This is a genomic window from Micromonospora sp. NPDC127501, assembly GCF_040302185.1.
Taxonomy (GTDB): domain Bacteria; phylum Actinomycetota; class Actinomycetes; order Mycobacteriales; family Micromonosporaceae; genus Micromonospora.
Map to the genome: position 1 here is coordinate 38,779 of NZ_JBEORJ010000007.1, position 13,461 is coordinate 52,239.

The 13,461-nt window shown below is 71.9% G+C and carries 13 protein-coding genes; 7 read left to right on the forward strand and 6 right to left on the reverse strand.

Annotated features, from left to right (window positions below; all coding sequences use genetic code 11):
* Nucleotides 1–67: 67 nt before the first annotated feature.
* Both ABTW72_RS17715 and ABTW72_RS17720 read left to right on the forward strand, forming a co-directional pair.
* A complete protein-coding gene (locus tag ABTW72_RS17715) occupies nt 68–709 on the forward strand; it encodes an MOSC domain-containing protein (protein WP_350860045.1) in 642 nt (213 codons plus the stop codon).
* Between the two features lie 149 nt (nt 710–858).
* Nucleotides 859–2,052 carry a low temperature requirement protein A gene (locus ABTW72_RS17720; protein WP_350860047.1) on the forward strand — a complete coding sequence of 398 codons (1,194 nt, stop codon included), beginning with the start codon at nt 859–861 and terminating at the stop codon, nt 2,050–2,052.
* A 30-nt stretch (nt 2,053–2,082) separates the two neighbouring features.
* Here ABTW72_RS17720 and ABTW72_RS17725 read toward each other — a convergent pair whose 3' ends face one another.
* The 3 genes from ABTW72_RS17725 to ABTW72_RS17735 all read right to left on the reverse strand — a co-directional run bounded on the left by ABTW72_RS17725 (nt 2,083) and on the right by ABTW72_RS17735 (nt 5,437).
* The gene (locus tag ABTW72_RS17725; RefSeq protein ID WP_350860049.1) at nt 2,083–3,267 is read right to left on the reverse strand and encodes a low temperature requirement protein A; all 1,185 of its coding nucleotides are present in this window, start codon (nt 3,265–3,267) and stop codon (nt 2,083–2,085) included.
* A 185-nt stretch (nt 3,268–3,452) separates the two neighbouring features.
* A complete protein-coding gene (locus tag ABTW72_RS17730) occupies nt 3,453–4,355 on the reverse strand; it encodes a phytanoyl-CoA dioxygenase family protein (protein WP_091409805.1) in 903 nt (300 codons plus the stop codon).
* Between the two features lie 221 nt (nt 4,356–4,576).
* Complete coding sequence (locus tag ABTW72_RS17735; RefSeq protein ID WP_350860051.1) at nt 4,577–5,437, reverse strand: hypothetical protein; 861 nt, start codon at nt 5,435–5,437, stop codon at nt 4,577–4,579.
* Nucleotides 5,438–5,758: 321 nt separating this feature from the next.
* On the opposite strand from ABTW72_RS17735, the gene ABTW72_RS17740 reads away from it, so the two are divergent.
* Nucleotides 5,759–6,523, forward strand: coding sequence for an SDR family NAD(P)-dependent oxidoreductase (locus tag ABTW72_RS17740; RefSeq protein ID WP_112620159.1), 765 nt, complete (start codon nt 5,759–5,761; stop codon nt 6,521–6,523).
* Nucleotides 6,524–6,565: 42 nt separating this feature from the next.
* Here ABTW72_RS17740 and ABTW72_RS17745 read toward each other — a convergent pair whose 3' ends face one another.
* Nucleotides 6,566–7,354, reverse strand: a complete 789-nt coding sequence (locus tag ABTW72_RS17745; protein WP_350860053.1) for an enoyl-CoA hydratase-related protein — start codon at nt 7,352–7,354, stop codon at nt 6,566–6,568.
* A 19-nt stretch (nt 7,355–7,373) separates the two neighbouring features.
* Here ABTW72_RS17745 and hemW point away from each other — a divergent pair, with 19 nt between their 5' ends.
* A complete protein-coding gene (hemW, locus tag ABTW72_RS17750) occupies nt 7,374–8,597 on the forward strand; it encodes a radical SAM family heme chaperone HemW (RefSeq protein WP_350860480.1) in 1,224 nt (407 codons plus the stop codon).
* A 66-nt stretch (nt 8,598–8,663) separates the two neighbouring features.
* Here hemW and ABTW72_RS17755 read toward each other — a convergent pair whose 3' ends face one another.
* Nucleotides 8,664–9,293, reverse strand: a complete 630-nt coding sequence (locus ABTW72_RS17755) for a DUF4870 domain-containing protein (protein ID WP_350860055.1) — start codon at nt 9,291–9,293, stop codon at nt 8,664–8,666.
* 226 nt (nt 9,294–9,519) lie between these two features.
* Between ABTW72_RS17755 and hrcA the strand changes: the two genes are divergently transcribed.
* The 3 genes from hrcA to ABTW72_RS17770 all read left to right on the forward strand — a co-directional run bounded on the left by hrcA (nt 9,520) and on the right by ABTW72_RS17770 (nt 12,499).
* Nucleotides 9,520–10,542, forward strand: a complete 1,023-nt coding sequence (hrcA, locus tag ABTW72_RS17760; RefSeq protein WP_091409786.1) for a heat-inducible transcriptional repressor HrcA — start codon at nt 9,520–9,522, stop codon at nt 10,540–10,542.
* Nucleotides 10,543–10,617: 75 nt separating this feature from the next.
* On the forward strand, nt 10,618–11,763 hold the full coding sequence (gene dnaJ, locus ABTW72_RS17765; protein WP_181518639.1) for a molecular chaperone DnaJ: 1,146 nt from the start codon (nt 10,618–10,620) through the stop codon (nt 11,761–11,763).
* Between the two features lies 1 nt (nt 11,764).
* Complete coding sequence (locus tag ABTW72_RS17770; RefSeq protein WP_350860057.1) at nt 11,765–12,499, forward strand: 16S rRNA (uracil(1498)-N(3))-methyltransferase; 735 nt, start codon at nt 11,765–11,767, stop codon at nt 12,497–12,499.
* A 21-nt stretch (nt 12,500–12,520) separates the two neighbouring features.
* Here the strand turns inward: ABTW72_RS17770 and ppk2 are convergent, their stop codons facing one another.
* Complete coding sequence (ppk2, locus tag ABTW72_RS17775) at nt 12,521–13,432, reverse strand: polyphosphate kinase 2 (RefSeq protein ID WP_112677221.1); 912 nt, start codon at nt 13,430–13,432, stop codon at nt 12,521–12,523.
* Nucleotides 13,433–13,461: the final 29 nt, after the last annotated feature.

Consider the following 13,461-nt stretch of genomic DNA (forward strand, 5'->3'; position numbering starts at 1 on the left):
TGACGCCGGTGCTGACGCCCGGCCGGGAGGGCTGGCCGGCGTTGGACCGCCAACTAGGCTGGCGGTCATGACGGGCAGGGTGGCAGCGGTGAACCTCGGCATCGTGACCGAGGCGGGGTGGGCCGGCGACGCGAGCGGTCGCAGCGGCATCGACAAGCGGCCGGTCGACGGCCCGGTTTCGCTGCTCACCGGCGGCCTGGCGGGCGACTTCATCGGCGAGCGGGCCCATCACGGTGGCCCGGACCAGGCGGTCTACGCCTACGCGGAGGAGGACGCCGCCTGGTGGGTGGCCGAACTGGGCCGCGCCATACCGTCCGGCGGCTTCGGCGAGAACCTCACCACCTACGCGGTCGACGTGACGGGTGCGGTGATCGGCGAGCAGTGGCAGGTCGGCTCCGCACTGCTCCAGGTCACCAAACCGCGCACCCCCTGCACCACCTTCGCCGGGTTCTGGGGCGTACCGGATCTGATCAAGCGGTTCACCGTCCGGGCATCGCCCGGGGCCTACCTGCGGGTGCTGCGCGAGGGGGAGGTCGGCGCGGGCGACCCGGTCGAGGTGGTGGACCGGCCGGCGCACGGTGTCACCATCGGCGAGGTGTTCCGGGCGAACAGCCTGGAGCCGGAGTTGTTGCCGCGGCTGCTCGACGCCGAGGACCTGCCGGAGCCGATCCGGGAGAAGGCTCGCCGACGCCTCGCCGCCCGGGGCTGACCGCCCACGACGGCATCCGCCACGACGCCGCGACGAGCACCGACGAGCTCGGCGGATCCGCGTCCGGAAGAACCCCGATGACGGGCCCGGCGACGGACTTGCCCGTATTGTCCCCACGGAGGGCGTGCGGCGGGACCGGGTGGAGCGCGATGTCGATGACGACGGACGGCGGTGCCGCGGCGGCGTCATCCCCCGACCCGGGCCTGGAGCGTCCGGCGTTCCTGGAGCTCTTCTTCGACCTCGTCTACGTCTTCGCGCTGGTCACCTTGGCAACGGTGCTGGCCGACGACCTGACCTGGACGGGCGTCGTCGGGACGCTGGTGCTGCTGCTCGGGTTCACGATGATCTGGGCGCTGACCGTGTGGACGGCGGACAGCGTCGACCTGACCCGCCCGGCCGGGCAGGGGCAGTTCATCTGGGTGGCGGCGGCCAGCCTGCTGCTGGCCGCGCTCGCGGCTGACGCGTACGGCGATCGCCGGCTGCTCTTCGCCACCACGTACGTGGTCATCCACCTCAGTACCGCGGCCTACTACATCCTGGTCATCTCGCGCAGGAGGCCGCCGCGGCGCAGCATCCGGATCCTGATCTGGGAGGCCGTCGCCGGCGTTGGCTGGATCGGTGGGGCACTCCTGGGCGGTTCGGGGCAGTTGGCGATCTGGGTGCTCGCTGCCGTCGTCGAGTACGGCGCGGCGGCGTTGGGCTGGCCGGTACCCGGGATCGGCCGCTCACGGCCCCGCGACTGGCGGCTGGTCGGCGCGCGGGTGGCCGAGCGTTACCGGCAGTTCGTCATCGTCGCGCTCGGTGTCTCGATCTTCGTGACCGGAACGACCTTCAGCATGAGCGAGTACACGCTGGAGCGTGCCTCGGCCCTACTCGTGGTGTTCACCACCATCGTGTTGATGTGGCGGATCTACATCTACCGCGCAGGTGAGCTGCTGACCGACGCGATCTCCCGATCGTCCAACCCGGCGCTGCTCACCCAGTCCGCCGCGGTCACCCACCTGATCATGGTGGCCGGAATCATCGGCGCGGCGGTCACCAGCCGGCTCGTGGTGAGCCGCCCCTTGGGCGAGACCCCGCCCTCGTGGGCCGCGGTGATCCTCGGCGGACCCGCGTTGTACCTGGTCGGCCGGGGTGTCCTCGATTTCACCGTGTTCGGGCGGATCTCGCGGTCCCGGTTGGCCGGACTGGTGCTGCTGGCGGGCGTGGCACCGGCCACGCCACTGCTGCCGCCGGTGCTGGTCGCCCTGCTCGCCATGGCGGTGCTGCTCCTGATCGCCGTGGCGAACCTGGTGAGCACCCGGCGACACACGCGTACGCCGGCACCACCGATGCTGCGGTGACTCTCGACGACGGCTCCCGAGGTCCCTTCATCACGATGGCGCGGCGGCTCCGACCAGGCGCCTGCGCGCGGCCAGCCCTTCCCCGACCAGGGTGACCAGCAGGACCAGGTTCGCCAGCATCAGGGCGGCCAGGGGCGGGAACAGGAGGGTCGCGGGTGCCACCAGGGCACACAACACCACGATCGCCAGCACCCGCGACCAGAGGGTCCGGCCGGTCACCACGGCATCGAACAGGACGCTGCCGAGCAGGAACAGGACCGGTCCGCCGAGGGTGGCGACCATCAGCGCGACCGGAGCGCGGCCAAACGGCCGGTCGATGACCAGCGAGGTGCTGGTCGAGACCAGCACCACCCCGGCCACCATGACCAGATGGCTGTACGAGGTGGAGGTGCCGGAGCGGACCCGTTCCACAGTGGCGACGCTCGGTGGTGCGAGGATCCGCTGGACCCGCTGGAAGTAGAGCTGGAACAGCAGTACCGCGCTGACGAACGCGACCGCGCTGGTGGCCACCGCGCCGGCCGTGAATCCGCTGCCGGCCAGCCCCGTGCCGGTGCTCAGGATCAATTCGCCGAGGGCGACGATGAAGATCGCTCGGTGCCGCTCGGAGAGGTGCACCCCGGTGAAGATCTGGCTGGCAAGCTCGGTACGCCCAAGCCTCGGCGTCGGCCAGCCGACCCGGGCAGAGCCGAGGTCGACCGCCACCGCGATAGACCAGAGCACCAGTCGGGCGGTCTCGTCCGCGAACACCCCGGCCACCCAGGGCGTCACGGTGACGCCGAACCAGAAGAAAACCCGGATGCTCCTGGCCTGGATCGGCCGGTTCACGCGGGTGCCGGGGATCAGGACGGCGTCGCGGACCAGGTGAATGGCGAAGTAGGCCGCGACGAAGAGCCACCCGTACCGACCGAAGGCGTACGGGGTCGCGATCGCCATCAGCAGGGTGCCGAGCATGACCAGCAGGGTGGTCGCCTGGATGATCGGCAGGCGGGGGTTGAACAGGTCGGTGAGCCACGCGGTCAGCACCCAGACCCACCAGGCGGCCAGCAGCAGGACGGCGGTCTGCGCCGCGCCCCGGACGGTGAGGTTCTCGGCCAGGCTGGCAGCGAGCCGGGAGAACATGAAGATGTAGACGAGATCGAAGAAGAGTTCCAGGAAGGTCGGGTATTCCGGCTCGCCGCGGCGGCGGAGGATCCGGGGGAGCGGAGCGGATGTCACTGCGCTGCCTCCTGTGCCACCCCACGCCCTGGGCGCCGCGCCCCGACCTGCGCACCCGCCACGCTACCGACAGTGCGGTCTCCGGTGTCGGGAACGGGCCGGCCCCGAGCGGTCGGGTACGCAGACGTGAAACGGCCCCCTGCCAACGCTGAGCGTCGGCAGGGGGCCGTCCTACGAGCAGCGGATCAGCGGAGCCAGGGGATGTTGCGGTCGAGCAGACCGCGCTCCTTGAGCTCCTTGCGCAGCGGGATCTCGTCGTCGACGTACCCGTCCCAGTTGATGCCCCAGTAGTTGGCGGTGTGGGTGCCCTCACCGATCAGCTGGCGCTGCACTGGGGTGCGGTTGCGGTACCACTCGCCGTTCACGTCGGGGTGCAGCTCGTCCAGCGGACGGATCCACCGGTAGGTGTAGCCGACGAAGAGCATCTTGCGGGTGATGGTCGACAGGTTCGTCGACCGCGAGTGCCACTGCCGGCGGTCGAAGATGAAGGCGTCGCCCGGGTTGGCGGTGATCTCCACCGTGCCCTCCGGGTCGGGGTTCTGCACGGTGAGGTCCGCCGGCCGGGGCAGCGAGTTCTTCAGGTGGCTGCCCGGGATGACCTTGGTGGCGCCGCGGCCGGTCTCGGAGAGGTCCGACAGCACGTACGCGACCTTCAGCGAGAACATCGGCCGAGGCAGGTTCGGGTCCATCGTCTCCGGGTCGGAGTTCTGCCGGTACCCGTCCTGGTGCCAACCCCAGTACGGCTTCTCCGGCTCGGCGGCCGGCGGGGTGACGTCCAGGTGGTTGTGGTGGGTGTAGATGTTCCAGCCGGCCAGCCCCCACATGTACGGGAAGGCGATCGGGTGGGTCAGCAGCTCACCGAAGAGCTCGTCGCGCTCCAGGAAGCCCAGCAGGTGCAGGGTGCCGTCCTTCTTGGTGGTGCCCTTGGCCTGCTCCTCCGCGTAGACGCGGTCGACCGCCGCCTCCAGCGCCGCCCGGTGGTCCTCCGTCAGGACGTTGCGCAGCAGGAGGAAGCCCTGCTCGTGGAACTCCTTGCGGTCAGTGTCGCTGATCGGTTCGTAACCGGTCCGGTCGCCGTAATCGAACACCGCGTCGTACCCCTCCCCATGAGGTGAAACCTTTTCTGGCACAGGCCGCCGATCGTAACGCGGCGGCCCAGGCGTCGGGGAGGGTGTGGCGCGGGATTGGGCCAGGGCGGGACCCCATGCAGCGGAAGAAACGCGCAGAGTGAGATATCGGCGATCAATAGTGCGATTTGGCAGGTATTGCCCGATTGTGCGGTGACTGCCGGTTAAGAGATCCGGGTCGGTCAGCCCTCGTTGAACACCTCGGCCACCACCTGGCCGGCGGGGTTCTGTCGGCCGTCCACCCGGCCCCACGAGCCGTCGCGGGCGGTCCACTCCAGGTCGCCGAAGCGGACCCGCTTCACGCCGTGGTCCTGGGCGTGCGAGACCAGCCAGTGCGCGTACCGCCAGCCGTCGCGCTGGTCGCCCGGAGTCACCGCCAACCCGGTCGGGTCGGTCGGGTCGGTGCCCTTGAGCCCCCAGTCCAGCACCAGGTTGCGGGTCAGTTGCGCCGCCGCCGCCGCGCCGTGCATCGCCGGGGTGCGCCCCACCGAGCAGGCGACAGCGCCGCTGGCGTCGCCGAGCAGGGCCCGGCTGAGCACCTCGGAGTCGTCGGACCACTTCTGGTACGCCTCGGGGAACGCCGAGCGTTGCACCCGCTGGGCGGCATCGGTGACCCGCATCTCCTCCCAGCCGCGCACCTTCTTGAGGGCCGCGTAGAACCGGTTGGCCGCGTAGCGGGGGTCGCGGATCTGCGCCGGAGTGCCCCAGCCCTGGCTCGGCCGTTGCTGGAACAGGCCGACCGAGTCGCGGTCGCCGTCGGCGAGGTTGCGCAGCCCGGACTCCTGGTACGCGGTGGCGAGCGCGACCACGACGGCCCGCTCGGGCATTCCACGCTTCGCGCCGATCGCGGCGATGGTCGCCGCGTTGGCCATCTGGTCGGCGTCCAGGGCGACCCGTCCGTCGGCCTGCACGGTGCACTTGCGTGCCACCAGCGGCAACGTCAGGTTGTCGCCCACCTGCCGTACGACGAGCCAGATCGCGATCACGGCGACGAGGATGAGCACCACTCCACCCGCCACGGTTGCCCGAGTTCGCACCCACACCCCCAGATCGACAGTCTGACAAGCGTACGTCCCCGCTGGCCCTCCGCGGGTCGTCCGAGTGGTTCGGGCCCAGCCTGGCCGACTCCGACCGGTTCGGGCTCCGCTCCGCTGTCGCGTGCCGTTGGTGACGTTCCCGCTTTGGTCGCGATCTCACCTGCCACGTCGTTCCTGGCGCTCGCCCGGTGCAGGGCTGTCGGGAGCGTCACCGGGTAACCGGCAACGGGAAGCGATTGAGCGGTCAAGGACTTGAGCCAGTTGACATATCAATCCGACCTACTCGCCCATACCCGGGCGCATGGTCGACGAACGAGGAGGAGTTCCATGGGAACGCTCGATGGCAAGGTCGTGCTGATCACCGGCACCGGCGGTGGTCTCGGTCGCGTCGCGGCGCTGACCTTCGCGCGCGAGGGCGCGAAGGTCGTCGGGGCCGACCTCCAGGTCGCCGGTAACGACGAGACCGTCGAACTCGTCCGTCGCGCCGGCGGCGAGATGACCGGCATCGCGCCGGTCGACCTCACCGACCCCGAGCAGGTACGCAAGCTCGTCGACGACGCCGCGGCCGCCTACGGCGGGCTTGACGTCGTCTACAACAACGCAGCCGCGCTCCGCTTCGGCCCGATGCCGGACTTCTCCGTGCAGGACTGGCGCTACACCATCACCGGAGAACTCGACATTCCGTACTTCGTGTCGAAGTTCGCCTGGCCGCACCTGGTCCGGCGCGGTGGCGGTGTCATCATCAGCGCCGCCTCCATGGCCGGGATGATCGGCGGCCACGTCCCGCCGATGGTCGGTCACACCGCCGCGAACGCCGGCATCATCGGCATGACGCGACAGCTCGCCCTCGAAGGGGCGCCGCACGGCATCCGCGCGGTGGCGGTCAGCCCCGGGCCCACCCTCACCCCGGCCAGCGAACGCGACCTCGGCGACAACCAGGAGGCCCGGGACGCCATCACCGCCAAGACGCTCCTCAAGCGCTTCGCGCGCCCCGAGGAGGTCGTCGAGCTGGTGGTCTTCCTCGCGTCCGACCGGGCGTCGTACATCACCGGGGCGAACTACCCGGTCGACGGCGGCGCGACCGCCTGGTGACCCGACCCTGGGGCGCCGCCGCTCCCGGTGGCGCCCCGGCCGTCAGTCGTCGAGGGTGGGCACCCAGCGCGCCGGTCGACGTTCGCGGAACGCGGTGACCCCTTCACGCCCCTCGTCCGAGAGGAAGTAGCCGGTCGAGACGGCGGAGAGGCGAGCCAGGTCGGCGCGCAACTCGGCGGTACCCGGCCGGCGCAGCAACTCCTTCGCGCCGGCCAGCGCCCCGGGCGCGCCGCGCACCAGCGAGTCGCAGTAGCCCCGTACCGCGTCGTCCAACCCGTCCGCCGGGACCGAGGCCGTCACCAGGCCGATCTCGGCGGCGCGGCGACCGTCGAAGGTGTCGCCGGTCAGGTACAGCTCGGCGGCGGCGCGGGGGTGCAGCCGGGGCAGCACGGTCGCCGAGATCACCGCCGGGATCACCCCGATGCGTACCTCGGTGAACGCGAACGTCGCCTCGTCGGCGCAGACCGCAAGGTCGGCGGCGGCGATCAGGCCCAGCCCACCGGCCCGCGCCGGCCCGCCGACCCGGGCCAGCACCGGCTTGGGGCACTCCCAGAGCGCCGCGAGCACGTCACCCAGCATCCCGGCCGGCACCGTCCCGCTGGCGTACGCCGCGGCAGTCTCCTTCAGGTCCGCGCCGGAGCAGAAGACCGGGCCGGTGTGGTCGAGCACGATCACTCGGACCGCCTCGTCGGCGATCGCGTCCGCCAGCCCGGCCAGCAGTTGGGTCATCAGGCCGGTGGAGAGCGCGTTGCGGTTGTGCGGGCTGTCCAGGGTGAGGGTGGTCACCCCACGGGCCGTGGCGACCCGCACGAGGACGTCGGGAGAGGTCATGCCGGGCACACTAGTGGCCATGCCCGGCGTCCTTCCAGATGGTGAGACCGTCCCCGTCGACGGATCGTTGCCCGCCACCGCCACCGCGGCGGTCGGCGCGCGCGGCTTCGGCGTGTACGTGCACGTGCCGTTCTGCGCCAGCCGCTGCGGCTACTGCGACTTCAACACCTACACCGCCGCCGAACTGGGTGGCGGCGCCAGCCGCGAGGGGTACGCGGACACCGTGCTGGCCGAGCTGAAGCTCGCCGCCCGGGTGCTCGGCGACACCCCGCCGCCCCGGGTCGACACCGTCTTCGTCGGCGGCGGCACGCCGACCCTGCTCCCCGCCGACGACCTGGCCCGCATCCTCGACGGCATCGATCGCACCTGGGGGCTGGCCGTCGACGCCGAGGTGACCACCGAGGCCAACCCCGAGTCGGTCACCCCGGAATCGTTGAAGCTGCTGCGGGCCGCCGGCTACACCCGGATCTCGCTGGGCATGCAGTCCGCCTCCCCGGGGGTGCTGGCGATCCTGGATCGCAAACACAGCGCCGGCCGGGCCACCGCCGCCGCCCTGGAGGCGCGCGACGCGGGGTTCGAGCACGTCAACCTGGACCTGATCTACGGCACCCCGGGGGAGCGGGCCGAGGACTTCGCCGCCTCGCTGGAGCAGGTCGTCGCCGCCGGGGTGGACCACGTCAGCGCGTACGCCCTGATCGTCGAGGACGGCACCCGGCTCGCCGCCCGGATGCGGCGCGGCGAGCTGGCGTACCCCAGTGACGACGTCGCCGCGGACCGCTACCTGGCGGCGGAGGCCGCGCTCGACGCGGCCGGGCTCTCCTGGTACGAGGTCTCCAACTGGGCCCGCACCGAGGAGGCCCGCTGCCGGCACAACCTGCTCTACTGGACCGGCGCGGACTGGTGGGGGCTGGGGCCGGGGGCGCACAGCCACGTCGGTGGGGTGCGCTGGTGGAACGTGAAACACCCCTCGGCGTACGCCCAGCGGTTGGCCGCCGGCGTCTCTCCCGGCCTGGCCCGGGAGGTGCTCACCGTCGACGAGGCGCACATGGAGGACGTGATGCTCCGGCTGCGGCTGGCCAGCGGCCTCCCGCTGGCGGTGCTCGACGCCACCGGCCGGGCCGGTGCCGAGCGGGCGCTGGCCGGCGGCCTGCTGGCCGCCGACGAGTACGCCGCCGGCCGGGCGGTGCTCACCCTGCGCGGGCGGCTGCTCGCCGACGCGGTCGTCCGCGACCTGCTGCCCTGAGTGCCCCACCGCCCCCGGGCCGGGACAGCGGTGCTCCGGACCGGCCGGGGGAGCGGCCGGCCCGGTTCACTTGATGAAGTTGGCCGTCATCGGGTAGCGGTACGGGGTGCCCTCGTTGGCCTTGATGCCGGCGATGATCCCGAACAGGATCTGGATCACCACGACGGCGATGCTGGGCAGGAAGAGCAGGCACCAGCTCACGAAGAGCAGCACGAACGCGATGATCGACCAGAGGATCTGGAAGTTCAGGGCGGCGAGGGCGTGCGCCCGCACGGTCGGCGACTGCTGGCCACGGGCCAGGTAGGCGATCAGCGGGGCGACGAAGCCCAGCGGACCGAAGCTGACCAGCGCGCCGAGCGCCCCGCCGAAGTGCGCGACCAGCGCCCAGGTCTTGTCCTCGTTGTTGGCGTAGCCGCCGCCGGGGCCGCCGTAGGCCCCGCCGGTCGGGTAGCCGCCGGGCGGGGGATAGCCACCACCGGGCGGAGGGTAGCCACCTGCCGGAGGGTAGTCGCCTGACGGCGGTTGGTCACCGGTGGGCGGCGGATAGCCACCGGCCGGGGGATAGCCGGCCGGCCCGGGCGCCCCGGACAGTGGTGCGGTGGGCGGCTCGGCCGACGGGAACGGGCCTGGGGAGGTGGGCTCCGGCGGGTAGTTGCCGGGGTCGCCCGACCCGGGAGGGCGAGGAGGTTCAGTCATGCATGTCACGGTAGGGGCCCGTGGCAACGCCGCACCAGAGCGACACCGCCTGGCAGTGCGGGCCGATCGGCCCAACGCTGGTGGCGTGGGCCGCACCGACGGGTGGCCGTTGATCATCGCGTCGGCGGGCCCGCCGACGTAGACTGGCACTCGTTACAGTCGAGTGCCAGGACGGCCCGGCCGGCCCAGAGCGCCGGCGGCCGACGTGCGACAGGAGGTGCGGAGGATGGGTCTCGACGACCGTAAACTCGCCGTGCTCCGCGCCATCGTCGAAGACTACGTCTCCACCCAGGAGCCGGTCGGCAGCAAGGCGCTGGTCGAGCGGCACCAGCTCGGAGTCTCCCCGGCCACGGTCCGCAACGACATGGCCGTGCTGGAGGAGGAGGGCTACATCCGGCAGCCGCACACCAGTGCCGGCCGGGTGCCCACCGACCGCGGCTACCGCCTCTTCGTCGACCGGTTGTCCCGGGTCAAGCCGCTCAGCCCGGCCGAGCGCCGGGCCATCGAGCGTTTCCTGGTCGGCGCGGTCGACCTCGACGACGTGGTGCACCGCACGGTGCGGTTGCTCGCCCAACTGACCCGGCAGGTCGCCGTCGTGCAGTACCCGAGCCTGGCCCGCTCCTCGGTGCGTCACCTGGAGCTGGTACCGATCTCCACCACCCGGCTGATGCTCGTCATGATCGCCGACACCGGGCGGGTGGAGCAGCGACTCGTGGAGCTGCCCGGGCCGGTGCCCGCCGACGACGTCACCGACCTGCGCCGCCTGATCAACGAGAAGCTCGCCAACGCCCGGCTGTCCGAGACGCCGCCGCTGGTGCAGGCGCTGGTCGAGGAAGCGCCGACCGGGCTGCGTCCGACCATGACCACGCTCGCCACCGTCCTGCTGGAGACGCTCGTCGAGCGGCACGAGGAGCGGATCGCGCTCGCCGGCACCGCGAACCTCACCCGGGGCGGCCTGCTCGACTTCCAGGGCTCCCTGCGGCCGATCCTCGAGGCTCTGGAGGAGGAGGTCGTGCTGCTCAAGCTCATCGGTGAGACCGAGCCGAGCACGACCCGGGTGCTGATCGGCGACGAGAACGAGTTCGACAACCTGCGGGCCGCCTCGGTGGTCAGCACGGGGTACGGCCCGGGCACCACCATCGTGGGCGGCCTGGGGGTGCTGGGGCCCACCCGGATGGACTACCCCGGCAACATCGCCACGGTGCGCGCCGTGGCACGCTACGTGGGCGAGTTGCTGGCCCAGAACTGATTGGTCAGGGCCGATGCGGCCGGCTGCGGCCGCCGACCGGCGCAACGCGAGACGAACATGAGGACACGGAACGCAGTGGCCAGGGACTACTACGGCATTCTCGGTGTGAGCCGGGAAGCCTCCGATGACGAGATCAAGCGCGCCTACCGCAAGCTGGCGCGCCAGTTCCACCCGGACGTCAATCCGGACCCGGAGGCTCAGGAGAAGTTCAAGGACATCAACGCCGCGTACGAGGTCCTCTCGGACGACCGGAAGCGGCAGATCGTCGACCTGGGTGGCGACCCGCTCGCCCCGGGTGGCGGCGGTGCCGGCGGTCCGGGTGGCCCCGGAGGCGCCGGGCCGTTCGTCGGTTTCCAGGACATCATGGACGCGTTCTTCGGCGGTGCCGGAGGTGGCGCCCGTGGCCCACGGCCGCGTACCCGCCCGGGCGCCGACGCGATCCTGCGGCTCGAACTCGACCTGCACGAGACGGCCTTCGGCGTGGAGGCCCCGATCACCGTCGACACCGCGGTGCTCTGCACCACCTGCTCCGGCGCCGGTACGGCCGCCGGCACCCACCTGGCGACGTGCGAGGCGTGCGGCGGTCGGGGCGAGGTGCAGTCGGTGCAGCGCACCTTCCTCGGCCAGGTGGTCTCCGCCCGGCCGTGCACCGTGTGCCAGGGCTACGGCACCACCATCCCGCACCCCTGCCCCACCTGCGCCGGCGACGGCCGGGTGCGGACCCGCCGTTCGCTGACCGTCAAGATCCCGGCCGGCGTCGAGGACGGCATGCGGATCCGGCTGGCCCAGCAGGGCGAGGTGGGCCCCGGCGGCGGCACCGCCGGTGACCTCTACGTGGAGATCCACGAGCGCCCGCACGACGTGTACTCCCGCAAGGGCGACGACCTGCACTGCCGGGTCACCGTGCCGATGACGGCGGCGGCGCTGGGCACCCGGCTGACCATCAAGACGCTGGACAGCGAGGAGACCGTCGACGTCAAGGCCGGCACCCAGCCGGCCAGCACCCTGCGACTGCGCGCCCGGGGCGTGCCGCACCTGCGCGGCACCGGCCGAGGCGACCTCTACGTGCACCTGGACGTGCGGACGCCCACCAAGCTCGACCCGGACCAGGAGAAGATGCTGCGCGACTTCGCCAAGACCCGTGGTGAGGAGGTCGCCGAGCTGTCCAAGCAGGGCGGCTTCTTCTCCCGGATGCGCGACGCGTTCAACGGGCACGCCTGAGGTGTCCGCACCGCTGTTCCTGGTCGAGGCGCTGCCCACCGGCGACGCGCTGACCCTGGACGGCCCGGAGGGGCATCACGCCGCCACCGTGCAGCGCTTGCGCGTCGGCGAGGAGCTGCTGCTCGCCGACGGCCGGGGTGGCACGGCCGCCGCCGTGGTCACGGCCGTCGGCCGGGGCAGCCTGGAGGTCACCATCACCTCCCGGGGGTACGCGGACGCGCCCGTACCCCGGCTGGTGACAGTGCAGGGCATCGCCAAGGGCGACCGGGGTGAGCTGGCCGTGCAGGCGATGACCGAGGTCGGGGTGGACGAGATCGTGCCCTGGGCGGCCTCGCGCTCGGTGACCCAGTGGCGCGGCGACCGGGGCGTACGCGCCCGGGAGAAGTGGGTGGCCACCGCGCGGGAGGCGGCCAAGCAGGCCCGCCGGCCGTGGCTGCCGGTGGTGGCCGGTGCGCCGGACGAGTCCACCGCCACGGTGGCCCGTCGGATCGCCGGTGCCGCCGCCGGGTTCGTGCTGCACGAGGAGGCCGAGGACCGGCTCACCACCGCCGAGCTGCCCTCCACCGGCGAGATCGTGCTGGTGGTCGGCCCGGAGGGTGGCATCGCCCCGGCCGAGTTGACCGCCTTCGCCGAGGCCGGCGGGCGACCCGTACGCCTCGGGCCGGCCGTGCTGCGCACCTCCACCGCCGGGGTGGCGGCCCTCAGCGTGCTCGCCGCCCGCCTCGGCCGCTGGTGACCCGCCGACGGCCGGCTCGTTTCAGGGCCGGGGAAACACCGGCACCACCTCTTCCTCCGGCCCCAGGTCCAGCCCGGCCGGCCCGATGATCTGCGGGTCCGGTGTGCCGACCACCTCGGGGTCCTTGCCGGTGTAGTCGAAGCGGTGCAGCACGTGCCGCATCGCCTCGAGCCGGGCCCGCTTCTTGTCGTTGCTCTTCACCACCGTCCACGGCGCGTCGGCCGTGTCGGTCCAGAAGAACATCGCCTCCTTGGCCTCGGTGTACTCGTCCCACCGGTCGAGTGAGGCGATGTCCATCGGGGACAGCTTCCACTGCCGGACCGGGTCGACCTGGCGGATCGCGAACCGGGTGCGCTGCTCGTTCTGGGAGACCGAGAACCAGAACTTGACCAGCCGGATGCCCGAGCGCACCAGCATCCGTTCCAGCTCCGGGGCCTGCCGCAGGAACTCCAGGTACTCCTTGCGGCTACAGAAGCCCATCACCCGCTCCACGCCGGCCCGGTTGTACCAGGAACGGTCGAACAGCACGATCTCGCCGGCCGCCGGCAGGTGTGCCAGCCACCGCTGGAAGTACCACTGGGCGGCTTCCCGCTCGTCCGGCTTGGCGAGCGCCACCACCGACGCGCCACGCGGGTTGAGGTGCTCCATGAAGCGTTTGATGGTGCCGCCCTTGCCGGCCGCGTCCCGGCCCTCGAAGAGGATCACCAAACGCTCTCCGGACTCCTTGATCCAGTCCTGGAGTTTCAGCAGCTCGATCTGGAGCAGCCGCTTGTCGCGGTCGTACTCCTCGCGGTCCAGTCGCTCGTCGTACGGGTAGTCCTCGCGCCAGGTTTCGACGGGGGTGCCGTCGGGGCGGAGCAGGACAGGGTCGTCGTCGTGGCCATCGGCCACCCGGTAGTCGGCGGTGAGGTCCAGCAGCGCGGAGTCGGCCATGTCGGTGGGACTTACCCTCCCGCGAACCG